Raw genomic sequence first — 25255 nt, 5'->3', positions numbered from 1 at the left:
GGCGAGCAGGGCGATCGCCCTCCCCAGGTGGCGTCGTCGTCGAGTGGGTCGCGGATGATCAGTCAGCCCGTGGTGCACAAGCGCACTGTACTAAACGCCTCTGTGCGATCCCCCGACGCCCGTTGCGGAGCCGTCCGTCCTCGTCTGGGGCGTGCAGACATGCCGCGACGCGCCCGCGGGCACCCGCGACAACGATCCCGGATGCCGGGACGCGCCGCCGCGGGTGCGGTCGCTCAGGCGAACGCCTCCGGCGGCGGGCACGAACACACGAGGTTGCGGTCGCCGTAGGCCTGGTCGATGCGGCGCACCGGGGGCCAGTACTTGCCGCGGATGAGCGAGCGCACGGGGTACACCGCGGTCTCACGCGAGTACGGGTGCTCCCACTCCCCCACCACGACCGTCTCGGCGGTGTGCGGGGCGTTCACGAGAGGGTTGTCGTCGGCGGGCCACTCCCCCGCGGCGACCGCGAGGGCCTCCTGCTTGATCGCGATCATGGCATCCACGAAGCGGTCGAGCTCGGCGAGGTCTTCGCTCTCGGTCGGCTCCACCATCAGGGTGCCGGCGACCGGGAACGACATCGTCGGGGCGTGGAAGCCGTAGTCGATGAGGCGCTTGGCCACGTCATCCACGGTGACGCCGGTCTGCTCCTTGAGCGGACGCAGGTCGAGGATGCACTCATGCGCGACGAGCCCGCCCTCACCGGCGTACAGCACCGGGTAGTGCTCCCGCAGGCGCGTGGCGATGTAGTTGGCCGAGAGCACCGCGGCGGCGGTCGCCTGACGAAGCCCCTCGGCGCCCATCATGCGCACGTACGCCCACGAGATGGGCAGGATGCCGGCCGAGCCGTGCGGAGCCGCCGACACGGGACCGCCGTCGAACGTGCCGCCGGCGTGATCCGCGCGCTGCGAGAACGGGTGCGACGGCAGGTACGGCGCGAGGTGGGCCTTCGCCGCCACCGGGCCCACGCCCGGGCCGCCTCCGCCGTGCGGGATGGCGAACGTCTTGTGCAGGTTGAGGTGCGAGACGTCGCCGCCGAGGTCGCCGAAGCGGGCGAAGCCGAGCAGCGCGTTGAGGTTCGCACCGTCGACGTACACCTGGCCACCGGCGTCATGAACGGCCTGCGTGATCTCGAGCACGTCGTGCTCGTAGACGCCGTGGGTCGAGGGGTACGTGATCATCAGCGCCGACAGCGCCTCGGCATGCTGCGCGATCTTGGCGCGCAGGTCGCCCAGGTCGACGTTGCCGGCCTCGTCGCACGCGATCACGACGACTTTCATGCCCGCGAGCACCGCGGAGGCGGCATTCGTGCCGTGCGCCGACGACGGGATGAGGCACACCGTGCGCTCGGCGTCGCCGTTCGCGAGGTGGTAGCCGCGGATGGCGAGGAGCCCCGCGAGCTCGCCCTGCGAGCCGGCGTTCGGCTGCAGCGATACCGCGTCGTACCCGGTGACCTCGGCGAGCCAGCGCTCGAGCTGCTCGATCATCGCCAGGTAGCCGAGCACGTCGGCCTCGGGGGCGAACGGGTGCACGCGCGAGAACTCCGGCCACGACACCGCGGCCATCTCGGTCGCGGCGTTCAGCTTCATCGTGCACGAGCCGAGCGGGATCATGCCGCGGTCGAGCGCGTAGTCGCGGTCGGCGAGCGACTTGAGGTACCGCATCATCGCCGTCTCGCTGCGGTGCGCGTGGAAGACCGGGTGCGTGAGGTACTCGTCGTCGCGGTGCAGCGCCTCGTCGACGCCACGCAGGGCGACGCCCTCGGGCAGTTCTTCCGTAGTCAGCCCGAACGCGTCGAGGACGACGGCGAGGTCGGCATCCGTCGTCGTCTCATCGACCGAGACGCCGACGGTCGCGTCATCCACCCACAACAGCTGGTAACCGCGCTCGCGGGCGCGGTCGACGACGTCCTGCGCACGGCCCGGCACGTGCACGCGCAGGGTGTCGAAGAAGGCATCGCTGGTGAGGTGCAGGTCGAAGGAACGCAGAGCGGATGCCAGGGCGTCGGCCTTCTGCGCGACCCGTGTCGCGATGCCCTTGAGCCCCTGGGGGCCGTGGTACACCGCGTACATCGCCGCCATGACGGCCAGCAGCACCTGGGCGGTGCAGATGTTCGAGGTCGCCTTCTCGCGGCGGATGTGCTGCTCACGCGTCTGCAGCGACAGGCGGTAGGCGGGGTGGCCGACGGCATCCTGAGACACGCCGACCAGGCGACCCGGAAGCTGGCGCTCAAGACCCGCGCGCACGGCCATGTAGCCCGCGTGCGGACCGCCGAAGCCGAGCGGCACGCCGAAGCGCTGGGTGGTGCCCACCGCGACGTCGGCGCCGAGCGCGCCCGGCGAGCGCAGCAGCGTGAGGGCGAGCAGGTCGGCCGCGGCGACGACGAGGCCGCCCGCGCTGTGCACCGCGTCGGCGACGGCCGAGAAGTCCCACACGCGCCCGGTCGCGCCGGGGTACTGCACGAAGGCGCCGAACGCCTCGGGCAGGTCGCCGTCGTAGGCCGTCTCGACGATGCGGATGCCGACGGCCGTCGCGCGGTGGTGCAGCAGCGCCTTCGTCTGCGGCAGGGCGTCGACGTCGACGAGGAAGACGTCGGTCTTGGCCTTCGACGCGCGGCGGGCGACGAGCATGCCCTCGACGACCGCGGTGGACTCGTCGAGCATCGAGGCGTTTGCCGTGGCGAGGCCCGTCAGGTCGGTGACCATCGTCTGGAAGTTGATGAGCGCCTCGAGGCGACCCTGCGAGATCTCGGGCTGGTACGGCGTGTAGGCGGTGTACCAGGAGGGGTTCTCGAGGACGTTGCGCGCGATCACCGACGGCGTGAAGGTGTCGTAGTAGCCCAGGCCGATCAGCGGGCGTGCCGATCGGTTGGCCGAGGCGAGCTCGCGCAGCTCGGCGAGCGCCTCGGCCTCGGTCGCGGCGGGCGGGATGTCGCTCGTCGGGCGGGGCTGGACGTGGATGGATGCCGGGACGGCGGTCTCGACGAGCGCCTCGACGCTGTCGTACCCCACGATCTCGAGCATGCGGGCCTGCGCCGCGGCATCGACGCCGATGTGGCGATCGACGAAGACGGCCGGGGTACCGGTGACGGTCCGCGGGGGAAGAAGGGTGCTCATGCGGTGAGTTCCTCATAGGCGGCGCGGTCGAGCAGGTCGCCCGGAAGGTCGCCCTCGATGCGGATCTTGATGAGCCACCCGCCGTCGAACGGCTCGGCGTTCACGAGCGAGGGGTCGTCGACGACGGCGTCGTTCACCTCGACGACGGTGCCGTTCAGCGGCGCGTAGAGCTCGCCGACCGACTTGGTCGACTCGATCTCGCCGCAGACGTCGCCCGCGGTGACCGCGGAGTCGGCGCCGGGCAGCTCGACGAAGACGACGTCGCCGAGCTTGTCGGCGGCGAAGTCGGTGATACCGACCGTCGCGATGTCGCCCTCGAGGGCGATCCACTCGTGCTCGGAGGTGTAGCGGAGGGAGGTGAGGTCGGTCATGCGTTTCTCCGGTAGAAGGGAAGGGCGGTGACGGTCGCGGGGATACGGGTTCCGCGCACGTCGATGGTCAGGTCGGTGCCGAGGTCGGATGCCGCGGGGGCGACGAACGCCATCGCGACGGGGTGGCCGAGGGTGGGGCTGAGGGCGCCGCTGGTGATCTCGCCGACGACGTCGTCACCGTGCAGCACGGCGTATCCGGCGCGGCCGGCGCGGCGTCCCTCCGAGACGAGGCCGACGAGCACGGGGGCGTCGGACGGCGCCGTGGAGACGCCGTTCTTTCCGACGAACTCTTCTTTGTCGACAGCGACGGCGCGGCCGAGACCGGCCTGGGCGGGAACGATGTCGCGCGAGAGCTCGTGGCCGTACAGCGGCATGCCGGCCTCGAGGCGGAGGGTGTCGCGCGCGGCGAGTCCGCACGGCACGAGGCCGTCCGACGCGCCCGCGGCAAGCACGGCGTCCCACAGCGCCCCGGCCTGTGCGAGCGGGATCAGCAGCTCGTACCCGTCTTCGCCCGTGTAGCCGGTGCGGGCGACGAAGAGCGGCGCGCCGTCGAAAGTGCCGTCGGTCCAGGCGTAGTAGCCCAGCGCGTCGAGCGGGGTTCCCGAGACCTCGACGCCAGGGGTGGAGCTCAGGATGCCGCGGGCTCGAGGCCCCTGGAGGGCGATGAGCGCGTAGTCGTCGGTGACGTCTTCGACGCGCAAGCCGGTCGATCCGGCAACGAAGGCGAAGGAGCGTGTACCGGTCTCTTCGGCTGCGACCTCACCTTCGGCACCGACCTCGGCGGCTGCGCCTGTCGCGGCCTCCGGCGCGGGGCCCCACGCGGCGCGAGCGGCCTCGAACGCCGCGTTCACGGCATCCCGATTCCCGGCATTCGCGATGACGAGGAAGTTCTGGTCGCCGGTGCGGTAGACGATGACGTCGTCGACGATGCCGCCGCTCTCGGCCAGCACGAGCGAGTACTTCGCCTTGCCCACCTTCATCGTCGAGATACGACCGGCGAGCACGTAATCGAGGAACGCGGCCGCGGCCGGACCCTCGACGAGGATCTCGGCCATGTGCGAGATGTCGAACAGGCCGGCGGCCTGCCGAACAGCGTGGTGCTCGGCGAGGTCGGAGGTGTAGCGCACCGGCATGTTCCAGCCGCCGAAATCGGTGAACGAGGCGCCGAGGGCCTCGTGCCGATCGTTCAGCGGCGACGTGCGGGGTGGAGCGGGGGCTTCGGTCATGAGTTCTGCCGTTCGCGATGACGGACAGACGCCGGGCGGCGCCTGAGAACTCCCCCTCTGTCATGGGCCTGAGAGTTTCGCTCCGCGATCGCGGGGCTTTCACCGTCGGCGGATCCGGCGCGGTGCACCCGGATCACTTTCCAGAGTGGCCCGATCGACGCGGTACGCGTACCTGAGAGATTGGCGGGGAGGCTTGCTCCTTCGGTGCCCGGCAGCGTGCGCCGGAGCTCTCCCGCATCGATCATGGGGCCGGTGTGGACTTGTGGGCTCAGCTTAGCGGAGCTTCGGCGAGCGCCGTGAGAGGTTCAGCTGTTGTCCTGCTTGCGGAGCTCGGTGGCGTCGCCGGGGACGCAGAGGGATTCGCCGGCGATGAAATAGTTGCCTGGGGCCGTGGAGAAAGTCAGGCCCGCAACCGGGCCTCCCGAGGCGTAGACGACATAGTCGGGGCTTTCGACCAGGCGAACCTGCATGCCGAGCGAACGCCAGTAGTCCGCGATCTTCCTGGCGTCGGCCTCGTGGTCGCTGTCCGGCGCAGGAGCGCCATATGAATAGGAGTAATCCGCTCGTTCACCGCGACGCGCCCCGCAGTTGCCAACCTCTGGGGCGTGGCTTCGCGACCACCCATCGACCTGAAGCTGCCCCGCGCTTTTCTCGATCGTGCTCACAAGGGCGTCGCGCGCTTCGGCTGGGCTCATTTCCACCTCTTTGCTCGTGCCACATGCCGAGACGACAAGCAGCGATCCCAATAGAAGGACTCCGGCGAAGACGCGCTCGACGCAGAATCTAGTACCCAGTGCCATGCGCAAGCCCTTCGATAAAAGCCTGTTGGAGAGGAGTGGGACCGGGTGCAGCGTACGGCGAGACAGCGTCTGAATACCCGCTCGTCGCGAGCGCTACATTTCGCAACGACTCGGTGCGGATATCAAGGTATCCGGTACCGCTCGGGGTGAGCACGCCATGATCGGTGACGGGTTCGGGCCCATCGCCTCCCACCACGCTGAAGCCATGGGCGCCGAAATCGGGGCTGATGGGATTCACGGGATGCTCCGGAGAGAGACGTCCGGTCCAGGCCCACTGATCGCCTCCCGCGGGATCGATGGCCCATACGTCTTGGGCCTGCCCGGCGAAGACGTGGTCGGCGTGAAGGTCACTCGCAGAATCGATGTCAGCGGGGAGACCGGCTGACCCCAACGTCACATATGCATCAACGTGAACATCGTCACGTGTAAGAGCAATCGACGAAGTCGTCGTCCCGTACGAGTGAGCCACGACGTTCACCAGCGCCCCTGGGCGCATCGCATCCACAACCGCCAGATCGCGCCCGAGATTTGCTGCTCCCCTCTCGGCGAATGCGTTGCCCATCACGCCGAAACCACCTTCGGCGACAGGAATGGGAGGCGTCTCATACCCAACCCAGGCCACGACGGCGTGCTCCTGCTCCGGAGCCAACCGGTTCTGCAGGTCGGCGAGATTTTGAGAGGCACGCGTCCAATCCTCGATTCCCTCCGTCGTGGTTCCCATCCCGGGCACCGCGAATGTGACGTTGTCCGCGGCGTCGAGGTCTCCAATCGAAATCGCCGCCAACGGTGGCGAGTCTGCGGTCAGCGTGATCAAGCTCCGGGGAGCCCCGCCGTCCGGCGTCACGAGAGACGCCTGAACGGCCTCCAACCCCGCCACCCGAGTGCGCGCCTGCTCGAGCTGCTCCGCGTGCGCGACAGCCGCACCGCGTCCACCGAGCATCTCGTGGAACGTCGGGGGCTTCTCCGCTTCGGCGAGCGCGGCACGTGCTTCATCGAGTTGGGCGTCGAGCCAGATGCGGTTGGCTTCGTCGCGTGCCGCGTATGAGACTCCGCCGAGGTTGCCGATGATGGCCGGGGCCGCGTGAATGAGCGCGTCTTTCTGCGCCTCGTCGAGTTCGGCCCACCAGGGCCCGACGGCGGCAGGCTCGGCCTGGGCGAGAATGGCGGCCAGCCCGGGTCGCCCCTGAAGGAGAGCCGCGAGGCTCGATCCGTCGGCGCCCGCGAGAGCATCGAGCACCTGGGCGGGAGTGGCGCAACCGGTGAGCAAGGCCGCCCACTCGTCCGCGCCGAGATCGGGCACGGCTATCGCGCTCCGGAGCGCTGCGGCGGCTCCCCGCGCGGCGGCATCCAGCGCCGATCTCGCGTCCTCCAAAAGCGAGCGCGCTTCCGCACGGACTCCGGATCCCATGAAGGACCGCCGGTCGGGGCCGAGCCACCCGGAGGTCTCTGGGGACGCATCCTGGAACGCTGAGGCATCCAGCTGGTCGGCGCGGTCCCACAGCTCGATGGCGTCTCCGGCCCTCCCCCGCGCAGCATCGAGGGCGGTGGCGAACTCCTCGATCGCCGCCTGGCCCGCCCGGAAGGCGAACGCCATCGCGGCCCAACCGGACGCGACCGCGACGACGCGGGTCTCATAGGCGTCAGCGGCGTCGCCCGCCCATTCCGGAAGCGCCTGCATCGCACGGAGTTTCGCGGCGACGTCGTCAGCGCGCTGCGCGCGGGCTCGCCACACGGCCGCTGCCTGGTGCAATGCGCTGACATCGCCGGGGATTAGCTCGGACGGATCGCGGGTGTCACCCAACGCCGCTGTCATTCGACGGTCCAGCCCTCGACGGCCCCCAGCGCTCGGACGTCGGCTTGCGCGCCGGCATCCATGTTCTCGAACATGCCCGCCACCTCGCGTAGGCCCGTAGCCAGCGCGTCGACGGCACGACGGCGCTCGGCTGTGCAGTCGTTCATGCAGCCAATGAACTCCGCCAGGGCGAGGCTGAGGTCGGGCTGGTCCGCCAGGGTCAGAACGGATAGTTCGGCGGCGTCGGGCGCCATGTCGCCCATCTTCGCCGCCGCCCTCCGCAACTCGTCGACGGATACAGAAATGGCCCCCATGCGAAGCAGTGTAAACACGTAGCGCATCGGGCGAGATCCTCCTGTGGAGAACTTCGCCTGCTGGCCGCGAACTCCTACGTCACTTCCACCACATTCGCTCCCGCGTCGAGAGCGTCCAGACTCTTCGCGCTCTTCGCCTGCATGCACCTAGAGAAGACCGAGATGCTTTCCCGGGATCGCCACATCTCTGCCGCTCTGCTCAAGGTTTCTCTGGGCGTCTTACCGTCGTCGAGCGCCTTTTTCAGCGTCTGAACGGCCGAGACGACCTTCACGCAGGCCGAGAGGGTGGCGGCATCCCCTGTCCGTTGAGTGTCCAAGAAACGCCGCGCGGGTGAGCCCATCAACGGCGTGTTCTGGACGCTCAACGTGCACCGGCATAGCGACGCGCGATGCGACGCCAGGGCGCGGGAGCCGGCCGGTCAGCGGCGCGTGCAGCTTCCGGATGCCACGGGGGTCGACAGCGAATCCATCTGCGCCATCACGGGTAGCAGTTCTGCGGGCGTCATGGCGTAACCGACGTTGTCGTCGGTGTCGGAACGGGCGAAGACGATACCCGCGACCTCGCCGCCGGTCGTGAGCAGGGGCCCACCGGAATTACCCGGTCGCACGATGCCCGCGAGCGCGTAGATGTCGCGCGGGGTCGAAGCGGTGTCGTAGATGTCGGGCACGGGAACCGTGCCCTCGGAGAGGATCTGCGCACTGCCCGAGGTGAACGGCCCGCCACCGGGGTATCCCTGCACGACGGCGGGCGAGCCCACGGGGAGCGTCGACGAGATCGACAGGGGCGCGGCATCCAGGTCGTCGACCGAGACCACCGCGATGTCGTCGGTGGGGTCGAAGTAGACCACGCGGCCCTCGCGGGCGGGGCGCCCGGGCAGTTCGACGAGAGGGGTGTCGACGCCCGCGACGACGTGAGCGTTCGTCACGATGCGATCATCTGCCACCACGAAGCCGGAGCCGCTCGACGTGATGCCGCACGCGTAGGCGGTCCCCGAGATGCGCGCCACCGATTGGGCCGCCTGCGTCAACGCCGGGTCGTCGAGGGCGACCGCGGGGGCGCTGGGCACGGGGCCGATCTGGATCAGCTCGCCCAGGCGCGGGATGCCTCCGGCGAAGACCGTCCCCCGCAGGTCGGCGAGCGCGCCGCGCACCGGGGCGGGGGTGATGTCGTCGATCGTGCGGACGACGGCCGAAGACCCGAGCGCGGCAGAGACCGCCGGCAGCCCCGCGGGGATCAGCGAGCCGGCGACGAACGAGATCGCGAGGGCCGCCGCCGCGACGTTGACGACTCCGCCGAGCAGCCGTTCCGGCACCCGGAGCTTGATGCGGTCGGCACCTCGCCGGAAGAACCGGCCGACGGCACTGCCGAGGCCCGACCCGACGAGCAGGAGGAAGACACCCGCGCCGATCATGGCGGGGCCGCGCCACATCGGGTCGGCGACCCATTGCCCCACGAAGGGCGTCGCCCAGTACGCCGCGACCGCGCCGAGGGCGAGACCGGCGAAGAAGCCGATCGTGGCGAGGAATCCGCGCGAGAGCCCCGCGATGAGTGCGATCGCCAGAAGGGCGATCAGAACGATGTCGATGATCGGCATCCGACCTCCTGAGTCCCTCTCGAGGCTAGGTCGCACCCCTGTGAGAACCCTTTCGACGCGCGGACGCCCCGGTCTCCCTCGGTTTGGGGCGGGGTTTTCCGTTCGGGGCGGGGAATTCCGCGCCCCGAACGGTCAAACCCGCCCCAAACCCCCGATCATCAGCGCGGATTCGCACTTTGGGTCGGGGTGACACTAAGATCAGATGTCGGAGATATGGTCACTGTGACACGAACCCCTCGAGCCGAGAACCGCGACGCCGACGTGCGCGTCGCGGTGTCGACCGTCATCTTCAGCGTGCGTCGGGACGCCCATGACGAACCGGTGCTGTCGCTCCCCCTCGTGCGCCGCACGCGCGACCCCTTCGACGGACGGTGGGCGCTTCCCGGCGGCTGGCTCGACGCGACCGAAGAGCTCGACGCCGCGGCATCCCGCACCCTCGCCGAGACAACCGGTCTCACCCCGAGCTACCTCGAGCAGCTGTACGCGTTCGGGGCGGTCGACCGCTCCCCCACGCGCGTGGTGTCGATCGTGTACTGGGCGCTGCTGCGCTCCGACGAGGTCGACGCCCAGGTCGCCGCCCACGCACGGCAGGGCGACGCTCCCGAGAACGTCGAGTGGTTCGACGCGAACGATCTGCCCGCGCTCGCGTTCGACCACAACGACATCGTCGAGTACACGCTGTGGCGCCTGCGCAACAAGGTCGGCTACAGCCGCATCGCGCACGGCCTGCTGCCCGACGAGTTCACGCTCGCCGACCTGCGCGAAGTGACCGAGTCGATCCTCGGCAAGCGCCTGGACCCCGCGAACTTCCGCCGCCAGGTCGACACCTCCGACACCCTCATCCCGACCGAGCGCTTCCGCACGGGAAGCCACCGCCCCGCTCGCCTGTACCGCTACAACCGCGATGTGGAGCTCGCCGACCGCGGCCCGCTCCGCTCCCGTCACTGATCGGAACGCCCATGTCCGCCACCCTCATCACCCTGCAGCCCCGACCGGCGATCGACCCCTCGGTCGACCACGCGATCCAAGCGATCGTCACCGGCGCGTCGACCGACGCGACGTGCACGACCGACCTCGCCGTCGGCCCGTGGGACTTCGACACCCGTCCCGGATACGGCCCGGGCTCGTCGATGGGCGACGTGATCCCCACCGGCGCCCCGCGCCAGGGCGAGCTGCCCCTGGCGTACCGCGAGGCCTCGGACGACGAGCTCGACGCCCGCATCCGCGCCGCGAAAGAGACGCTCGGCGACCGCGTGGTCGTGCTCGGGCACTTCTACCAGCGCGAAGAGGTCGTGCGTCACGCCGACTACGTGGGCGACTCGTTCCAGCTCGCCAACGCCGCACTCGAGCACCCGCAGGCCGAGGCCATCGTCTTCTGCGGCGTGCACTTCATGGCCGAGACCGCCGACCTGCTGTCGCAGCCCGAGCAGGCCGTCATCCTGCCGAACCTCGCCGCGGGCTGCTCGATGGCCGACATGGCCGACATCGACCAGGTCGAGGAGTGCTGGGAGCAGCTCGCCGACGTGCTGGGAGACCTGGAGACCCCGGATGCCGAGGGCCTGGTCCCCGTGATCCCGGTGACGTACATGAACTCGTCCGCCGCCATCAAGGGCTTCGTCGGCCGTCACGGCGGCATCGTCTGCACCTCTTCCAACGCCCGCACCGTGCTGGAGTGGGCGTTCGCGCGCGGGCGCCGCGTGCTGTTCTTCCCCGACCAGCACCTCGGCCGCAACACCGCCAAGGCGATGGGCGTGCCGCTCGAGCAGATGCCGATGTGGAACCCCCGCAAGCCGCTGGGCGGCAGCGACGCGCAGACGCTGCAAGACAGCCGCGTCATCCTGTGGCACGGCTTCTGCTCGGTGCACCGCCGCTTCACCGTCGACCAGATCGACAAGGCCCGCGCCGAGCACCCCGGCGTCCGCGTGATCGTGCACCCCGAGTGCCCGATGGACGTCGTGGATGCCGCGGACGAGGCGGGATCGACGGATGTCATCCGCAAGGCCATCGCCGCCGCGACCGAGCCCACGACCTTCGCGATCGGCACCGAGATCAACCTCGTGCAGCGCCTGGCCGCGCAATATCCGCAGCACGAGATCTTCTGCCTCGACCCGGTCGTCTGCCCCTGCTCCACGATGTACCGCATCCACCCCGGCTACCTCGCCTGGGTGCTCGAGTCGCTCGTCGCGGGCGAGGTCGTCAACCGCATCACGGTCCCGGCCGATGTCGCCGACCCCGCCCGTGTCGCCCTCGAGCGCATGCTCGCGGCCAAGCCCAGCGGCGCCGTGAAATGACCACCGTCGTCGTGGTGGGCAGCGGCATCGCCGGTCTCACGGCGGCGCTGCACGCCCACGAGAGCGGATGCCTTGTCACCGTCGTCACCAAGGGCGCCCTGGCCGACACGAACACGCGGTGGGCTCAGGGCGGCATCGCCGCGGTCACGGCACCCGACGACCACGTCGCATCCCACGCGGCCGATACCCTCACGGCCGGCGCCGGACTGAACGATCCCGCTGCGGTCGACGTGCTCGTCGCCGAGGGACCGGCGCGCATCCGTGAGCTCGTCGAGCGCGGGGTCGCCTTCGATCGTGCAGCCGACGGCGACTTCTCTCGCGGACTCGAGGCCGCGCACGCGGTGCCGCGCATTCTGCACGCCGGCGGCGATGCGACGGGAGCCGTGATCCAGGCCGCGCTGGGCGATGCGGTGCGGGCAGCCGGCATCACGGTGCGCGAGCACGCGCTGCTTCGCTATCTCATCGTGACCGACGGACGCGCCGGGGGCGTCGAGCTCGCCGACGGCGAGCGCCTCGCGGCCGACGCCGTGATCCTCGCCACCGGGGGCGCGGGCCAGCTCTACGCCCACGCCACCAACCCCGCCGGCGCGACCGGCGACGGCATCGCGGCGGCGATCAGAGCCGGAGCCGCGGTCGCCGACCTGGAGTTCGTGCAGTTCCACCCCACGGCCCTCGCGGTCGGCGCACCGTTCCTCGTGTCAGAAGCCGTCCGCGGCGAAGGCGCGACCCTCATCGACGACACCGGCCGCCGGTTCGCGTTCGACGCTCACCCCGACGGCGAGCTCGCTCCCCGCGATGTCGTCGCACGCGCCAACGCCCGCGCCATGGCCGCGCAGGGCGGGCGCCCCGTGCGCCTGGATGCCACGGCCCTGGGCGCCGAACGACTCGCTCAGCGCTTTCCCACGATCGACGCCGCCGTGCGTGAACGCGGGCTCGACTGGGCGCGCGAGCCCATTCCCGTCACCCCCGCGGCGCACTACCTGATGGGCGGGGTCGTCACCGATCTCGACGGGCGTACGAACGTGCCCGGGCTGTACGCCGTGGGCGAGACGGCGCGCACCGGGGTGCACGGCGCCAACCGTCTGGCATCCAATTCCCTGCTGGAGGGCGCCGTGTTCGGGGCGCGCGCGGGCACGGCGGTCGCGCGCGATACCTCGTGGCCGGTCGTTCCCCTCGCGACAGCCGTGATGGCCGCGACCGCGGCCGACGATGCGCCGCCGTTCTCGCGAGCGGCGCTGCAACAGCTGATGTGGAACGCGGCGGGACTCGTTCGCGACGCGGACGGACTCGCGCGCGCGGCCGGGGTGCTCGCCGCATGGGCCACCGTCTCGACCCCGATGTCGGTCGAAGACGACAACCTGCTCCTCGTCGCGAGCCACGTCGTGGCGGCTGCACAGACCCGCACCGGTTCGGTCGGCGCGCACTTCCGCGCGGACGCCGCCGACGCTGCGGCTCCTGACGACATGGCGGGCCCGACTCACGCCGGCCGCGCTTGCGCCGACGCGGCCTCGACCGACACCCGCCCCGACGTCGATGGATCGCCCGCCGTGCCGGCATCCACCCCCGCTCCTCGAGAGGTTCTCGCATGCTGACCCGTGCCGCCATCGACCGTGTCGTCTCCGCCGCCCTCGAAGAAGACGCGCCGTGGGGCGACCTCACGAGCGAGGCGCTCATCCCGGCGGAGGCCACGGCCACGGCCGAACTCGTCGCGCGGGTGCCCGGCGTCTTCAGCGGCGGCGCGGTGTTCACGGCAGCCTTCACGCTGACCGACCCGTCCGCTCTCGTCGAGCTCCTCGTCGCCGACGGCGAGTCCTTCGCCCCCGGTGACGTGCTCGCCACGGTCACCGGTCCCGCGCGAGCGGTGCTGACCGCCGAGCGGATCGGACTCAACTTCGTGCAGCACATGTCGGGCATCGCGACGCTCACCCACCGGTACGTCGCCGAGGTCGCGCACACCGGAGCCCGCATCGCCGACACGCGCAAGACCACTCCCGGCCTGCGAGCGATCGAGCGGCAGGCCGTGCGCGACGGCGGCGGGCACAACCACCGCTTCTCGCTCTCGGACGCCGTGATGGCCAAAGACAATCACCTCGCGGTGCTGACCGCGAGCGGACTCTCGGTGACGCAAGCGCTCGAGAGCGCCATCGCCCGACTGCCGCACACGACGCACGTCGAGGTCGAGGTCGACCGACTCGACCAGATCGACGCGGTGCTGGCGGCGGGCGTGGGCACGATCATGCTCGACAACTTCTCGCTCGACGACCTGCGCACGGGGGTCGCGCGCATCGCCGGGGCAGCGCAGGTCGAAGCCTCGGGCGGGGTCAACCTCGGCACCGTCCGCGCCATCGCCGAGACCGGGGTCGACGTCATCTCGGTCGGCGCCCTCACCCACTCGGCTCCCGCGCTCGATCTGGGCCTGGACATCAGCATCGAGACGGCGTGACGCTCTACCTCGACAACGCCGCCACCACCCCCGTGCGCCCCGAGGTGCTCGAGGCCATGGCGCCGTATCTCACCCGGTTCTTCGGCAACCCGTCGAGCCACCACGAGGTGGGCGAGGCCGCGGCATCCGCTCTCGACGACGCGCGCGCCCGCGTGGCCGCCGTTCTCGGCATGCGCGCGAGCGATGTGATGTTCACCTCCGGCGGGACCGAGTCGAACAACGCCGCGATCAAAGGCCTCGTGCTCGGCTCGGGCAAGACGCACCTGATCACCACGGCGATCGAACACGAATCCGTGCTCGCCTCCGCCGACTACCTGCGGCGTCTGCACGGGGTCGAGGTGACGCGCGCACGCGTCGACGCCACGGGCTCGCTCAGCGCCGCCGCCCTCGACGATGCGCTGCGCGACGACACCGCCCTGGTCAGCGTCGGCTACGCCAACAACGAGATCGGCACGGTCCAAGATGCCGCGACCCTCGCCGCCGTCGCCCACGCCCGTGGCGTACCCCTGCACCTCGATGCCGTGCAGGCGGCCGGGTGGCTGCCGCTCGCCGGGCTGGGGGCGGATGCCGTGACCGTGGCCGGCCACAAGATCGGCGCGCCGAAAGGTACCGGCATCCTCGCCCTGCGGGGGCGCCTGCCGTTCGAACCGCTGCTGCACGGGGGCGGGCAGCAGCGCGGGCGCCGATCGGGCACGCCCGACGTCGCGGGAGCGGTGGCCATCGCCCGCGCGCTCGAACTCGCCGAGCACGAGCGCGCGGGCGAGGCCACGCGGGTCGCCGCGATCCGTGAGGCCTTCACCGCCCGTGTGCTCGCGCTCCTGCCCGAGGCCCGGGTCACCGGTCACCCCCACCGGCGTCTCCCCGGCACGGCGAGCTTCGTGTTCCCGGGCACCAACGGCGAGACCGTGCTGCTCGAGCTCGAACGGCGCGGGATCGTGTCGTCGAGCGGGTCGGCGTGCGCCGCGGGCAGCGACGAAGCCTCGCACGTGCTGCTGGCCGTCGGCATCGCGCACGACGACGCGCGCACGGCCGTGCGGTTCACCCTGCCGCACGGGTTGTCGCAGAGCCTCGATCCCGTCGCCGACGCGCTCGCGGAGGCCGTACGGGCCGTAGGATCGCGCGGGTGAGCTCCACCGCGATCACCGTCATCGTCCCCGGCTTCGACGTCTCGGCCTTCGCCGCCGAGGCCCTCGACTCCCTGCGGGCGCAGACCCACACGGCCTGGACGGCGATCCTCGTCGACGACGCGTCGACCGATGACACACGGGCGATCTTCGCCGACGCGGCGGCCGCCGACCCCCGCTTCCGTCTCGCCCGCCACGACGAGCAGCGCGGCCTCGGCGCGGCACGCAACACCGGGCTGGCACTCGTCGACACGCCGTACACGGCGTTCCTCGATGCCGACGACCGCCTGCGACCCGACGCGTTCACGCGCCTGGCCGACACGCTCGATCGCACGACCAGCGACTTCGTGGTGGGCGCGTACGTACGGCTGCGCCCGGATGCCGAGGGCCTCGACTACAGTCCCGGTCCGGTGCAGCCGTGGGTCACGGCGGCCACCGACCCGGCGCGCGAGCGGACGTCGCTGGGCGCGCACCCCGCGGTATCCGGGAACATCGTGGCGTGGTCCAAACTGAGCCGCACGGCCTTCTGGCACGCTCACGACCTGCGCTTCCCCGAGGGCCGCTACTACGAGGACCAGGTGCTCGCTCAGCGGATGTACACGCTGGCCGCGGCGTTCGATGTCGTTCCCGACGTGGTGGTCGAGTGGCGTGAACGGCGCGACGGCGGCTCGATCACCCAACGGTTGGGTGAGATCGAGGTGCTGCGCGACTACCTCGAAGCGCTCGGCGAGGGCATCGCGGTTCTGCGGGCGGCCGGGGCTCCGGCGGCGGTCGAGGAGCGCGTCGCACTCATCCGCACGTTGGACCTGCCGCCGCTGCTTCGGATCGCCCGGACGCACCCCGACCCGGCGTACCGCATCGCCCTCGAGGCGTTCCTCGACGCGCTCCGCGCCTGAGCTCTCCCCGCCGTCCTTCGTGACTGCCGGAACATGTTCGCGCCGCCGCTCCCCCGCCGATCATTTCCCCCAAGTCACCCACGAACCCACCCGCTGACTTCGGCCGAATGATCGCCCCGCCGGCCCCGGAGCGTGCATGTCCCCGAAGTCAGCGGGCAAGCCGGGGGCGGTGCGGGAGGGCGATGCCGGGGCGGCGCGAGGGGGCGCGGGCGATGATTACGCCGGCGCCTCGTCGGCGCGACGCGACGGCAGGGCGACGCGGGCGAGACCGGCCGTGTCGTGCTCTTCGTCGGCGAGCACGAAAGACGCGGCGAGCTGCTCGGCGGCGAGGCTCGCGTAGAGCCCGCCCGCGGCGAGCAGTTCGGCGTGCGTGCCCGATTCGACGATGCGCCCGGCGTCGACGACGTGGATGCGGTCGGCACCGATCACCGTCGACAGACGGTGGGCGATCGACAGGGTCGTGCGCCCCCGCGATGCGGTCTCGAGCGCCTCTTGCACGATGCGTTCCGACACCGTGTCGAGAGCGCTCGTCGCCTCGTCGAGCAGCAGCACGGGCGGGTCTTTCAGCAGCACACGGGCGATCGCGATGCGCTGCTTCTCGCCGCCCGAGAGTCGGTAGCCGCGCTCGCCGACCACGGTGTCGTAGCCGGCCTCGAACCCCGCGATGACGTGGTGGATGTTCGCGGCGCGGCACGCGGCCTCGATCTCGTCGTCGGTGGCATCTGGCCGGGCATAGCGGAGGTTCTCGCGCACGGTGGCGTGGAACAGGTAGGTCTCTTGCGAGACGATGCCGATCTCGTCGATGATCGAGGCGCGCTCGAGCGTGCGCACATCGGCCCCCGAGAACAGCACGGTGCCACCCGTCGCCTCATACATGCGCGGCGTCAGGTACAGGATCGTGGTCTTGCCCGCTCCCGACGGACCGACGAAAGCCACGTGCTGGCCCGGGTCGACGGTGAACGAAACGCCGTCCAGGGTCGGCCGGGCATTCGCGGGGGCGTCGGGGTAACGGAACTCGACGTCGCGGAATTGGACGCGCCCGACGGGCCCGGGTGCCGCTGCGACGACGATCGCGTCGGGGGCGTCGACGATCGCGGGCCGCAGGTCGAGGTACTCGAAGATGCGCGCGAACAGCGCCGACGAGGTCTGCACGTCGAGCGCTACACGCATGAGTCCCATCAAGGGCATGAGCAGGCGCGCCTGGACGGTCGTGAAAGCGACGATGGTTCCGGCCGTGATCGCTCCCGCTCCGCCCGCGATGAGGTAGCCCGCCACCAGGTAGATCAGCGCGGGCACGCTCGACATGATCACCTGCACGACGGCGAAGAAGCCCTGGCCGCTCATGGCCCGGCGCACCTGCAGGCGCACCTGGTTGTCGTTCTCGGCGTCGAACCGCTCCGACTCGGTGCGCTGGCGGTTGAACGACTTCGACAAAAGGATGCCCGACACGCTCAGCGTCTCTTGCGTGATCGCGGAAAGCTCCGACAGCGACTCCTGCGTCTCGCCCGCGATGCGTGCCCGCACCTGGCCCACCCGGCGTTGCACGAAGATGAGGAACGGCATGAGCGCGACGGCGATGAGTGTCATTCGCCAGTCGATGAGCACCATGGCCACGAGCGAGGCGATCACCGTCACCGCGTTGCCGAGGATGCTCGTGACCGTGTTGGTGAGTACGCCCGAGACGCCGCCCACGTCGTTCTGCAGGCGCGATTGGATGACGCCCGTCTTCGTGCGGGTGAAGAAACCGAGCTCCATCGACTGCAGGTGATCGAACAGGCGCGTGCGCAGATCGCCCGTCACCCGGTTACCGACCGTGGCGGTGAGCCACGTCTGGCCGACGTTCAGCGCCGCCGACAGCAGGAACAACCCGATCATCACGCTCACGAGCGTCGCGAGCAGCCCCAGGTCGGGGGCCGACCCGTCGACCGGGAACAGCGCATCGTCGAAGATGCGCTGCACGAGCAGGGGCGGGACGACGGCGACCGCCGATCCCACGATGACCAGCAGCACCGTCACCGCGATCTGCCCGCGATACGGCTGGAACAGCTCGACGACGCGGCGCCCGAGGTTCTCGACACGGGGCGCTTGAGCGTTGCGGCGGCGCTGTTCGGCGGCGTCGACGCCGCGGAACATGCTTCCGCCCACTCCACCCGGGTTCATGCGGGCCAGCCTACGTCCGTCCACCGACATCGGATCGCACCCACGGCTCGCCCCTCCCCGCCGCTAGACTCGGGGCGATATCCTCCCCCCGGATTCTCCCGAGGTCGGAATACCTCGACGGCTCCCGCCGTTGCCCTCGACGCCCGTCGCCTCTCCGGCGCCACGAAGCCCCCCGCACGAATAGGACCTCGTCATGGCCGCCACCGGCACCCCCGTCGCTCCCCCGTCCACCGCATCGGGAGTCACCTCCGAGCAGAGCCGCGTCATCTGGCTGCTGCTCACGGCCGCTTTCGTGGCGATCCTGAACGAGACGACGATGAACGTCGCGATCCCGTTCCTCATCCACGACCTCGGGATCACCGCGGTCGCCGCGCAGTGGCTGACGACGGCGTTCATGCTGACGATGGCCGTCGTGATCCCGATCACCGGCTTCCTCCTGCAGCGGTTCACCACTCGTCAGGTATTCGTCGCCGCGATGTCGCTGTTCTCGGCGGGTACGCTCGTGGCTTTCCTCGCACCGGGCTTCGAATTGCTCGTTGTGGCGCGCGTCATCCAGGCTTCGGGCACCGCGATCATGTTGCCGCTGCTCATGACCACGATCATGACCATCGTCCCGCCGCAGCATCGTGGCCGCATGATGGGCCGCGTCAGCATCGTCATGGCGCTGGCCCCCGCGATCGGCCCGACGATGTCGGGCCTGGTGCTGCAGTCGCTCGGCTGGCACTGGATCTTCGGCATCGTGCTGCCGATCGCCCTCGTGGCGCTGTTCATGGGCGCGCGTCGGATCCACAATCTCGGCGAGACGCGCGATGCCCCGATCGACGTGGCGTCCGTGGTGATGTCGGCGCTCGGGTTCGGCGGCCTCGTCTTCGGTCTCAGCCAGATCGGCGGCGGCCACGGCGGCGACGGGGCTGCCGTGTCGGCCTCGACGGCGACACTGGTCGCGTCCCTGGCGATCGGGGTGATCGGACTCGGCGCGTTCGTCTGGCGCCAGCTGCGACTGCAGCGCACCGACAGCGCGCTGCTCGACCTGCGCGTCTTCCGCTCGGGGAACTTCACCCTGTCGGTGGCGCAGCTCGGAGTCATGTCGCTGGCCTTCTTCGGCGCCATCACGCTGCTGCCGCTGTACCTGCAGTCGGTGCTGGAGAAGACGCCGGTCGAGATCGGCCTCGCGGTGCTGCCCGGCTCGCTGGCCATGGGACTCGCCGGCCCCGTGATCGGCCGTATCTACGATCGCTTCGGCACGCAGGTGCTGCTCATTCCCGGCGCGATCATCGTGAGCGCGACGCTGTGGTACTACACCACCGTCGGCACCGACACGTCGTTCGTCGTGCTGATCGTCGTTCAGACGGTGATGATGATCGGCCTCGCCCTGTCGTTCACGCCCCTGTTCACGGCATCGCTCGGCTCACTCGAACCGCGCTTGTACTCCCACGGGTCGGCCGTCGTCGGCACGGTGCAGCAGGTGGCGGGCGCGGCCGGCATCGCCCTGCTGGTGACGGTCATGTCCTCGACCTCGGCCGCCGCGGGCGCGGGGCTCGAAGCGGATGCCGCGGGCACGCGTACCGCGTTCCTCATCGCCGCGATCATCTCGGTGCCACTGATCGTGGGGGCGATCTTCATCCGCAAGCCGGCCGATCAGCCGCACAGATCGGCGCCGGCTGCGCACTGACGCCACCGTCGGCGCTCCGCGCCGATGATCTCGGCCACGGGACCGCGGTCAACGGCGACGAGAACGGGCGCGAAACGGACCCGCGACGCGAGGATGACGGCATCCTGCCCGTGAGGTCTGCGCCCGACCGAGGCTCAGAGCGAGCAGGAACCGCCGCCGCAGCACTGAGACGCGTCGCGACGAACGTCGTCGCCCTCGTCGGTGGGAGCGTTCAGCAACGCGATCAGCGGCTTCGATGCGGTCGTCGTCATAGACGTGGTGTCACCGGACATCCCTCTATCGTACGCCCGCGCTATCGCGCGGGGGCCGCGGCGCCGCGAGCGGACACGCGTCCGGCTCGCCGCAGGGGCAGATCCGGCAAGCGGGGTGGCCGGGATCATTCATCGCCGCGTCCGCTCTAACGCCGCCGACCGGCATCCGCAACCCCCATGCCCGGCTCCGCACCGCTTCTTAGCGTGAAAGCGACCCCCGATCGAGAAAGAGAGAGTCGACCCATGACCGATCTCAGCGGCAAGCGCATCGCCTTCCTGCTCACCGACGGCTTCGAGGACAGCGAGCTCACCAGCCCGTGGGATGCCGTCACCTCCGCCGGCGCCGAAGCCGTGCTGGTCTCGCCGAGCGAGGGCAGCATCACCGGAGAGAAGGGCCACGAGCAGAAGGTCGACCTGCCCGTCTCGTCGGCGTCCGCCGGTGACTTCGATGCTCTCGTGCTTCCCGGCGGCGTGCAGAACGCCGACGAGATCCGCATCGTCTCGGATGCCGTGTCGTTCACGCGCGACTTCTTCGCACAGCACAAGCCCGTCGCCGTCATCTGCCACGGCGGGTGGATCCTCACCGAGGCCGACGTTCTCGCGGGCCGCACCCTCACGAGCTATCCGACCCTGCAGACCGACCTGCGCAATGCCGGCGCGACCTGGGTCGACGAAGAGGTGCACGTCGACCAGGGCCTCGTCTCGAGCCGTAACCCCGACGACCTGCCGGCCTTCAACGCCAAGCTCATCGAAGAGGTCGCCGAGGGCGCGCACGCGGGTCAGACCGCCTGATCGGCCCTCTGCGCGAACGACCCCGGACCACGGTCCGGGGTCGTTCGCGTCTCGGGCGCATGTCCTGCGCGCAGAATCCCCGTCGCCGCAGACGTGGGCTCGCATCACACCCGCAACGCGAGGCCGACACCGCTCGCCGCCGCCTCTCACGCCCCCTCGGGAAGGGTCTGGCACGACGGGCACCACTGCCCACCGCCCTTCGTGCCGGGGATGTCCTCGATCACACCCTGGCCGTCGGGGCAGGGCTCCCCTGTGCGCCCGTGCACGCGCATCGAGGCGACCTTCGCGGCCTTCTGGTCGGCGATCGGCACTCCGCGCCGCGCGATCACGGCCGCACCGAGAGTGTCGTGCAGCGCGAGGTAGAGCCGAGTGATGTCGTCTTCGCTCAGCGCCGCGGCGTGCGCGACGGGCGACAGTCTGGCCGCATACAGGATCTCGTCCGAGTACGCGTTGCCGATCCCGGCCAGGGTCTCCTGCTCCTGCAGCAGCGCCTTCAGCTGCTTCCGCCGTTTTCCCAGCGCAGCGCTCAACATGTCGCGCGAGTACGCGGGGTCAGCGGCATCCGGACCCAGTTTGGCCACAGCGGGAACATCATCGGGTGCGTCGACCACGTGGAGCTGGACCGACAGCCAGTCCGCCGCGTCAGTGATGCCCAGGATGCCGATATCGAACGCGATCCGCGCGATCACGGCAGCACCGGCGGCGATCTCACCGCTCCCGCCCTCCTCGCTCCCACCCCCGGTGGCCTGCCACGTCGCCCACCCCGCCCGGCCGAAGCCGATGCCGAGATGCACGCCGGCGAGGTCGACGTCGATGTGCTTGCCGTGGCGCGTCACCCCGGTGACCGCGCGACCGACGATCTCATCGAGCGGCCGCGCTCGCGTCTTGAGCGCGCGCGCCTCGATCAGCTCGACGCGGGTGACGGCGTGACCGGTGAGGCGTTCACGCAGGAAATGTGCGAGCGCCTCGACCTCGGGGGCTTCGGGCATGACCGATCTCGGCGATCAGACCTCGGGCTCGGTGCCGGGCCCCGTCGGCTGGGGCGCCGGCGCCGCCTCGGCCGGGCGCCGCGACGCCTCGGCGAAGGCATCGGCTACGGCGCGTCCCTGGATGATCTGCGCCAGGTCGATGCCGGTCGCCGCCCGCACGGCCTCGAACGACGAGCGCAGGCCGGTGGCCGACTCCGCCGCGAGATGGCCGCTGGCCCCCTCGCCGCCCAGCACCGTGACGTTGCCGACACGGTCGTACCCTTTGGCGAACTCCGCCATCATCGGCACGAGCGCCTCGAGAGCACGCTGGGCCAGCAGGGCTTCCTGGTTGTGCGACAGGGCCTCGGCCTCGGCACGGATCGCCTCGGCGCGCGCCTGGCCGGCCAGGCGCACGGCCTGCGCATCGGCCTCCGCGCGCACGCGCACCGCCGCTGCCTCTTGCTCGGCGATCTGGGCGCGGGCCTGCGCGGCCTTGATCTGCGCGTACGACTCGGCGTCGGCATCTTTCTGCCGCTGATACAGGTCGGCATCGGCGACGCGATTGACCTCGGACTCCAGGCGCGCTTGCGTGTTCTGCGCCTCCTGTTCGAGCACCGCCTGGCGACGCTCCGCCCGGGCCAGGGCCTCGGCCTGCTCGGCCTCGGCGTTCGCGCGGCCGACCTCGGCCTTGGCCGCAGCACTGTTCTTGTCGAGTGCGGTCTGCTCGATGAGGTTGGCCTCGTCGGTCGCGATCTGGCGCGCGCGGATCTCGCGCACGGCGTTGATGCGAGCGACCTCGGCCTCACGCTTGACGCGCTCGACCTCGGTGGCCCCCAGTGCCGCGATGTACCCGTTGCCGTCGGTGACCCCCTGGATCTGGAACGAGTCGAGGATCAGGCCCTGCGACGACAGATCGCCCTTGATGCCTTCGGCGATCTGGTCCGACAGGCGCTGCCGGTCGCGCATGAGCTCCTCGACCGTGAGCGTCGCGACGACACCGCGCAGGGCGCCCTCGAGCTGCTCGGTCGTGAACTGCTCGATCGCCTTGTCCTGCGATGCGAAGCGCTCGGCCGCCCGGCGCACCGACTCGGGGTCGGAGCCGATCTTCACCAGGGCCACGCCGCTGACGTTGACGGTGACGCCGTTCGACGACTGCGCGGTCGGCTCCATCTTGATCTGCCGCGCGCGCAGCGAGATCATCTCACCGCGCTGGGTGAGCGGGTTGACGATGGCGCCCCCGCCGGTGATGACGGTGATGCGCGAGGACTCCCCGGTGGCGCTCTTCTGGCGCTTACCGACGATGACCAGGGCTTCGTCGGCCTTGGCGACGCGGTACCACCCGCGGATCACGAGGGCGATGACGAGGATGACGACGATCGCGACGACCACCACGATCGCGGCGATCACCCCGATGGCTCCCAATGCGGCGAGTTCCATACTTCTCCTTCGACGGGCACCGGTGACCGGCGCGGGGGAATCCTCTCCAACCTATCCGGAGCCCCGCGGGCACTGTCCACCCCTCTGTGTACCGATGACGTTCCCCGACGGGTGAGGAGGAGCGTACCGTTGAGGGTGAGGCGGCCCGAACCGCCGAAGAAGGGTCCCCCATGAAGATCGTTTCGTCGCAGGACTGGCGGGATGCCATCCGCTTCGACGTTCCCGTCCTCGTCGCCGACGTGGTGCCCGGCGAAGCCACCCGCTGCGTCGCCTGCGGCACCGACGGCCCCCTGTACGAGCGCACCGAGCTCTGGGCCGTCAAGCACCGTCACCCGAAGCACCACGGCGGGTTCGTGCGCTTCTACTGCGAGGCCCACAAGCCGGCCGCCGCTCCCCCGCCGCCTGCCCCGGTCGAGCTGAAGCGTGCCCGCGCCGCGGCGCCGCGCGCCGAGCGGCGCACGACCGGCCCGAAGCCCACCCCGATCACCGACCGCCCCGTGCGCACCATGTGCCCCGACTGCTTCGTCGAGGTCTCGGCGGGCGGCGACTGCGGCATGTGCGGAGCGCAGGTCGTCTGACGGAGGAAACGACAGAACCGCCCCGGATCGCTCCGGGGCGGTTCTGTCTGCGGCTCAGCGCGCCGAGATGGTCCAGCCGGCCTCGTGCGAGGCGCCGGGATCGAGGGAGACGACGCCGGTGTCGAAGTCGTAGGCGTCGTCGTTGAACGCATCCGGCGCGCAGGTCATCGGCTCCACCGCGAGGCCCGCACGGTGTCCGGGAGTTCCCGGACCGCTCGGCAGGTCGGCGGTGTGGATCTGCACCCACGGGCACTCCCCCGCCCAACTCATGGCGACTCCGGTGCCCGACGGATCGGTGACGACGACGGTCGCCCGCCCGTCGGCATCCCGAATCAGTCCCGTGTAGGCGTGGTCGATCTCGACGGCGCCCAGCACGCGCTCGTCGCGGAAGTCGAAACGCGCGGCGTCGACGGCGACGGATGCCAGTGCCACCGGCGACAGCCGATCCGGCGTCACTTCGAGCACGGTGTCGGCCGGGAGCACGAGGCTCCACTCGTCCAGCGTCGCCGGACCAGCGATGAGGTACGGGTGGGGGCCTGTGCCCCACGGGGCCGGCGTGTCGGACAGGTTCGTCGCCCGGACGGTCTGCGTGAGGCCCGCGGCGTCGAGACGGTAGGTGGTCGAGACCACGAGCCACCACGGGTACCCGGCCTGCGCGGGCACGGTCGCGGTGAGCGTGACCGCCTCGTCGGAGGCGTCGAGCACGTTCCAGTCCGTCCACGAGAGCAGACCGTGCAGCGCGTGACCACGGTCGGGCTCGGTGAGGGGCAGCTGGTGCTCCGCCCCGTCGAAGCGGTGGATGCCATCGACGATGCGGTTCGGCCACGGCGCGAGCGTCGTACCGCAGTAGGCGGGGCGCAGTTCGTCGGCCGCGAAGGGGACGACGAGGTCACGACCCTCGAAAGTCAGGGAGCGCAGTGACGCCCCGACGCTGGCGATCGCGGCCTCGTAGCCGTGGGCACGCAGGACGACGGGGGTGCCCGAGACGAGGGTGGGAGTCTCGGTGGGAACGACATCGGTCATGCCGCCATTATCCCGGTGCGGCGGGGAGGTGCCGGCATCCACGGTCCTCGCGACAAGGTCGTCCGAAAAGACGAATGCCCCGGTTCGTGAGAAACCGGGGCATTCGCGCAGGACCGCTTACTTGAACGCGTCTTTGACGTTCTCGCCGGCCTGCTTGATGTTGGCCTTGCTCTGGTCGGCGTCGCCCTCGGCCTCGAGCCGCTCGTTGTCGGTGGCCTTGCCGAAGGCTTCCTTGGCCTTGCCGCTGATGTCTTCTGCGGCGTTCTTGATCTTGTCGTCGAGTCCCATGTCGGCTCCTCCCGTGAGAAATGCGGGGAATTCCCGTCGTTCAACACGCTAGGTCGCACGCCCGTGACCGCGAGGGGGCTTGAAATCCGCTCCCCCATGAGCAACAGCCGTTGGTTAGGTT

21 protein-coding genes, 1 pseudogene and 2 riboswitches are annotated in these 25255 nt (G+C 70.5%); of the genes and pseudogenes, 9 read left to right on the top strand and 13 right to left on the bottom strand.

Going from position 1 to position 25255, the window contains the following annotated elements:
- Positions 1 to 233: 233 nt before the first annotated feature.
- The 8 genes and pseudogenes from gcvP to QE412_RS01555 form a co-directional block, all read right to left on the bottom strand.
- Complete coding sequence (gene gcvP, locus QE412_RS01585) at positions 234 to 3113, bottom strand: aminomethyl-transferring glycine dehydrogenase (protein ID WP_307479303.1); 2880 nt, start codon at positions 3111 to 3113, stop codon at positions 234 to 236.
- On the bottom strand, positions 3110 to 3484 hold the full coding sequence (gene gcvH, locus QE412_RS01580; RefSeq protein ID WP_307479300.1) for a glycine cleavage system protein GcvH: 375 nt from the start codon (positions 3482 to 3484) through the stop codon (positions 3110 to 3112). The genes gcvP and gcvH overlap by 4 nt, the downstream gene beginning before the upstream one ends.
- Positions 3481 to 4710, bottom strand: a complete 1230-nt coding sequence (locus QE412_RS01575; RefSeq protein WP_307479299.1) for an aminomethyltransferase family protein — start codon at positions 4708 to 4710, stop codon at positions 3481 to 3483. Before QE412_RS01575 ends, gcvH begins: the two co-directional genes overlap by 4 nt.
- A gap of 47 nt (positions 4711 to 4757) precedes the next feature.
- Positions 4758 to 4860, bottom strand: a riboswitch (glycine riboswitch).
- Positions 4861 to 4955: riboswitch (glycine riboswitch) on the bottom strand.
- Positions 4956 to 5015: 60 nt separating this feature from the next.
- On the bottom strand, positions 5016 to 5510 hold the full coding sequence (locus QE412_RS01570; protein WP_307479298.1) for a hypothetical protein: 495 nt from the start codon (positions 5508 to 5510) through the stop codon (positions 5016 to 5018).
- Positions 5494 to 6810: an alpha/beta hydrolase gene (locus QE412_RS01565; RefSeq protein WP_307479297.1), complete on the bottom strand. Its 1317-nt coding sequence runs from the start codon at positions 6808 to 6810 to the stop codon at positions 5494 to 5496. The genes QE412_RS01570 and QE412_RS01565 overlap by 17 nt, the downstream gene beginning before the upstream one ends.
- Positions 6811 to 6822: 12 nt before the next feature.
- Positions 6823 to 7323: pseudogene (locus QE412_RS17655) on the bottom strand (putative T7SS-secreted protein); the annotation flags it as partial.
- Positions 7320 to 7616, bottom strand: a complete 297-nt coding sequence (locus QE412_RS01560) for a hypothetical protein (RefSeq protein WP_307479296.1) — start codon at positions 7614 to 7616, stop codon at positions 7320 to 7322. The pseudogene QE412_RS17655 and the gene QE412_RS01560, both read right to left, overlap by 4 nt.
- 419 nt (positions 7617 to 8035) lie before the next feature.
- On the bottom strand, positions 8036 to 9211 hold the full coding sequence (locus QE412_RS01555) for a MarP family serine protease (RefSeq protein ID WP_307479295.1): 1176 nt from the start codon (positions 9209 to 9211) through the stop codon (positions 8036 to 8038).
- Between the two features lie 213 nt (positions 9212 to 9424).
- On the opposite strand from QE412_RS01555, the gene QE412_RS01550 reads away from it, so the two are divergent.
- From QE412_RS01550 to QE412_RS01525, 6 genes are read left to right on the top strand one after another with little or no spacing between them, the layout of a single operon-like run.
- Complete coding sequence (locus QE412_RS01550; RefSeq protein ID WP_307479294.1) at positions 9425 to 10159, top strand: NUDIX hydrolase; 735 nt, start codon at positions 9425 to 9427, stop codon at positions 10157 to 10159.
- Between the two features lie 11 nt (positions 10160 to 10170).
- Positions 10171 to 11502, top strand: a complete 1332-nt coding sequence (nadA, locus tag QE412_RS01545; RefSeq protein ID WP_307479293.1) for a quinolinate synthase NadA — start codon at positions 10171 to 10173, stop codon at positions 11500 to 11502.
- Positions 11499 to 13094, top strand: coding sequence for an L-aspartate oxidase (gene nadB / locus QE412_RS01540; RefSeq protein WP_307479292.1), 1596 nt, complete (start codon positions 11499 to 11501; stop codon positions 13092 to 13094). Before nadA ends, nadB begins: the two co-directional genes overlap by 4 nt.
- On the top strand, positions 13088 to 13945 hold the full coding sequence (gene nadC, locus QE412_RS01535; RefSeq protein WP_307479291.1) for a carboxylating nicotinate-nucleotide diphosphorylase: 858 nt from the start codon (positions 13088 to 13090) through the stop codon (positions 13943 to 13945). The genes nadB and nadC overlap by 7 nt, the downstream gene beginning before the upstream one ends.
- The gene (locus QE412_RS01530) at positions 13942 to 15072 is read left to right on the top strand and encodes a cysteine desulfurase family protein (protein ID WP_307479290.1); all 1131 of its coding nucleotides are present in this window, start codon (positions 13942 to 13944) and stop codon (positions 15070 to 15072) included. The genes nadC and QE412_RS01530 overlap by 4 nt, the downstream gene beginning before the upstream one ends.
- The gene (locus tag QE412_RS01525; RefSeq protein ID WP_307479288.1) at positions 15069 to 15965 is read left to right on the top strand and encodes a glycosyltransferase family 2 protein; all 897 of its coding nucleotides are present in this window, start codon (positions 15069 to 15071) and stop codon (positions 15963 to 15965) included. Before QE412_RS01530 ends, QE412_RS01525 begins: the two co-directional genes overlap by 4 nt.
- A gap of 216 nt (positions 15966 to 16181) precedes the next feature.
- On the opposite strand, the gene QE412_RS01520 is transcribed toward QE412_RS01525, so the two are convergent.
- Positions 16182 to 18125, bottom strand: a complete 1944-nt coding sequence (locus QE412_RS01520; RefSeq protein ID WP_307479287.1) for an ABC transporter ATP-binding protein — start codon at positions 18123 to 18125, stop codon at positions 16182 to 16184.
- Positions 18126 to 18318: 193 nt separating this feature from the next.
- Here QE412_RS01520 and QE412_RS01515 point away from each other — a divergent pair, with 193 nt between their 5' ends.
- Positions 18319 to 19797, top strand: a complete 1479-nt coding sequence (locus tag QE412_RS01515) for an MDR family MFS transporter (RefSeq protein WP_307479286.1) — start codon at positions 18319 to 18321, stop codon at positions 19795 to 19797.
- A 494-nt stretch (positions 19798 to 20291) separates the two neighbouring features.
- Positions 20292 to 20840 carry a type 1 glutamine amidotransferase domain-containing protein gene (locus QE412_RS01510; protein WP_307479281.1) on the top strand — a complete coding sequence of 183 codons (549 nt, stop codon included), beginning with the start codon at positions 20292 to 20294 and terminating at the stop codon, positions 20838 to 20840.
- A gap of 146 nt (positions 20841 to 20986) precedes the next feature.
- On the opposite strand, the gene QE412_RS01505 is transcribed toward QE412_RS01510, so the two are convergent.
- Both QE412_RS01505 and QE412_RS01500 read right to left on the bottom strand, forming a co-directional pair.
- Complete coding sequence (locus tag QE412_RS01505) at positions 20987 to 21829, bottom strand: DNA-formamidopyrimidine glycosylase family protein (RefSeq protein ID WP_307479280.1); 843 nt, start codon at positions 21827 to 21829, stop codon at positions 20987 to 20989.
- A 15-nt stretch (positions 21830 to 21844) separates the two neighbouring features.
- Positions 21845 to 23245, bottom strand: a complete 1401-nt coding sequence (locus QE412_RS01500; RefSeq protein WP_307479279.1) for a flotillin family protein — start codon at positions 23243 to 23245, stop codon at positions 21845 to 21847.
- A 170-nt stretch (positions 23246 to 23415) separates the two neighbouring features.
- On the opposite strand from QE412_RS01500, the gene QE412_RS01495 reads away from it, so the two are divergent.
- Positions 23416 to 23823 (top strand): glucose-6-phosphate dehydrogenase, encoded by a 408-nt coding sequence (locus QE412_RS01495; RefSeq protein WP_307479278.1) that lies wholly within the window; start codon positions 23416 to 23418, stop codon positions 23821 to 23823.
- Positions 23824 to 23877: 54 nt separating this feature from the next.
- Here the strand turns inward: QE412_RS01495 and QE412_RS01490 are convergent, their stop codons facing one another.
- Together QE412_RS01490 and QE412_RS01485 are read right to left on the bottom strand one after the other, a co-directional pair.
- Complete coding sequence (locus QE412_RS01490; RefSeq protein ID WP_307479276.1) at positions 23878 to 24846, bottom strand: aldose 1-epimerase family protein; 969 nt, start codon at positions 24844 to 24846, stop codon at positions 23878 to 23880.
- A 117-nt stretch (positions 24847 to 24963) separates the two neighbouring features.
- Positions 24964 to 25134, bottom strand: a complete 171-nt coding sequence (locus QE412_RS01485) for a CsbD family protein (RefSeq protein WP_307479275.1) — start codon at positions 25132 to 25134, stop codon at positions 24964 to 24966.
- Positions 25135 to 25255: the final 121 nt, after the last annotated feature.

It is taken from the genome of Microbacterium trichothecenolyticum (assembly GCF_030818955.1).
GTDB classification, from domain to species: Bacteria; Actinomycetota; Actinomycetes; order Actinomycetales; family Microbacteriaceae; genus Microbacterium; species Microbacterium trichothecenolyticum_B.
The sequence above is the reverse complement of the archived record's forward strand: the minus strand, read 5'-3'. Positions and strand labels throughout refer to the sequence as shown.

Coding starts and splice junctions, on each gene's coding strand:
- QE412_RS01570 (WP_307479298.1), bottom strand. CDS start 5,510: ATGGCACTGGGTACTAGATTCTGCGTCGAGCGCGTCTTCGCCGGAGTC.
- QE412_RS01520 (WP_307479287.1), bottom strand. CDS start 18,125: ATGAACCCGGGTGGAGTGGGCGGAAGCATGTTCCGCGGCGTCGACGCC.
- QE412_RS01510 (WP_307479281.1), top strand. CDS start 20,292: ATGACCGATCTCAGCGGCAAGCGCATCGCCTTCCTGCTCACCGACGGC.
- QE412_RS01485 (WP_307479275.1), bottom strand. CDS start 25,134: ATGGGACTCGACGACAAGATCAAGAACGCCGCAGAAGACATCAGCGGC.
- QE412_RS01495 (WP_307479278.1), top strand. CDS start 23,416: ATGAAGATCGTTTCGTCGCAGGACTGGCGGGATGCCATCCGCTTCGAC.
- nadB (WP_307479292.1), top strand. CDS start 11,499: ATGACCACCGTCGTCGTGGTGGGCAGCGGCATCGCCGGTCTCACGGCG.
- nadA (WP_307479293.1), top strand. CDS start 10,171: ATGTCCGCCACCCTCATCACCCTGCAGCCCCGACCGGCGATCGACCCC.
- QE412_RS01550 (WP_307479294.1), top strand. CDS start 9,425: ATGGTCACTGTGACACGAACCCCTCGAGCCGAGAACCGCGACGCCGAC.
- QE412_RS01490 (WP_307479276.1), bottom strand. CDS start 24,846: ATGACCGATGTCGTTCCCACCGAGACTCCCACCCTCGTCTCGGGCACC.
- QE412_RS01575 (WP_307479299.1), bottom strand. CDS start 4,710: ATGACCGAAGCCCCCGCTCCACCCCGCACGTCGCCGCTGAACGATCGG.
- QE412_RS01515 (WP_307479286.1), top strand. CDS start 18,319: ATGGCCGCCACCGGCACCCCCGTCGCTCCCCCGTCCACCGCATCGGGA.
- QE412_RS01555 (WP_307479295.1), bottom strand. CDS start 9,211: ATGCCGATCATCGACATCGTTCTGATCGCCCTTCTGGCGATCGCACTC.
- QE412_RS01560 (WP_307479296.1), bottom strand. CDS start 7,616: ATGGGGGCCATTTCTGTATCCGTCGACGAGTTGCGGAGGGCGGCGGCG.
- gcvH (WP_307479300.1), bottom strand. CDS start 3,484: ATGACCGACCTCACCTCCCTCCGCTACACCTCCGAGCACGAGTGGATC.
- QE412_RS01505 (WP_307479280.1), bottom strand. CDS start 21,829: ATGCCCGAAGCCCCCGAGGTCGAGGCGCTCGCACATTTCCTGCGTGAA.
- gcvP (WP_307479303.1), bottom strand. CDS start 3,113: ATGAGCACCCTTCTTCCCCCGCGGACCGTCACCGGTACCCCGGCCGTC.
- nadC (WP_307479291.1), top strand. CDS start 13,088: ATGCTGACCCGTGCCGCCATCGACCGTGTCGTCTCCGCCGCCCTCGAA.
- QE412_RS01500 (WP_307479279.1), bottom strand. CDS start 23,245: ATGGAACTCGCCGCATTGGGAGCCATCGGGGTGATCGCCGCGATCGTG.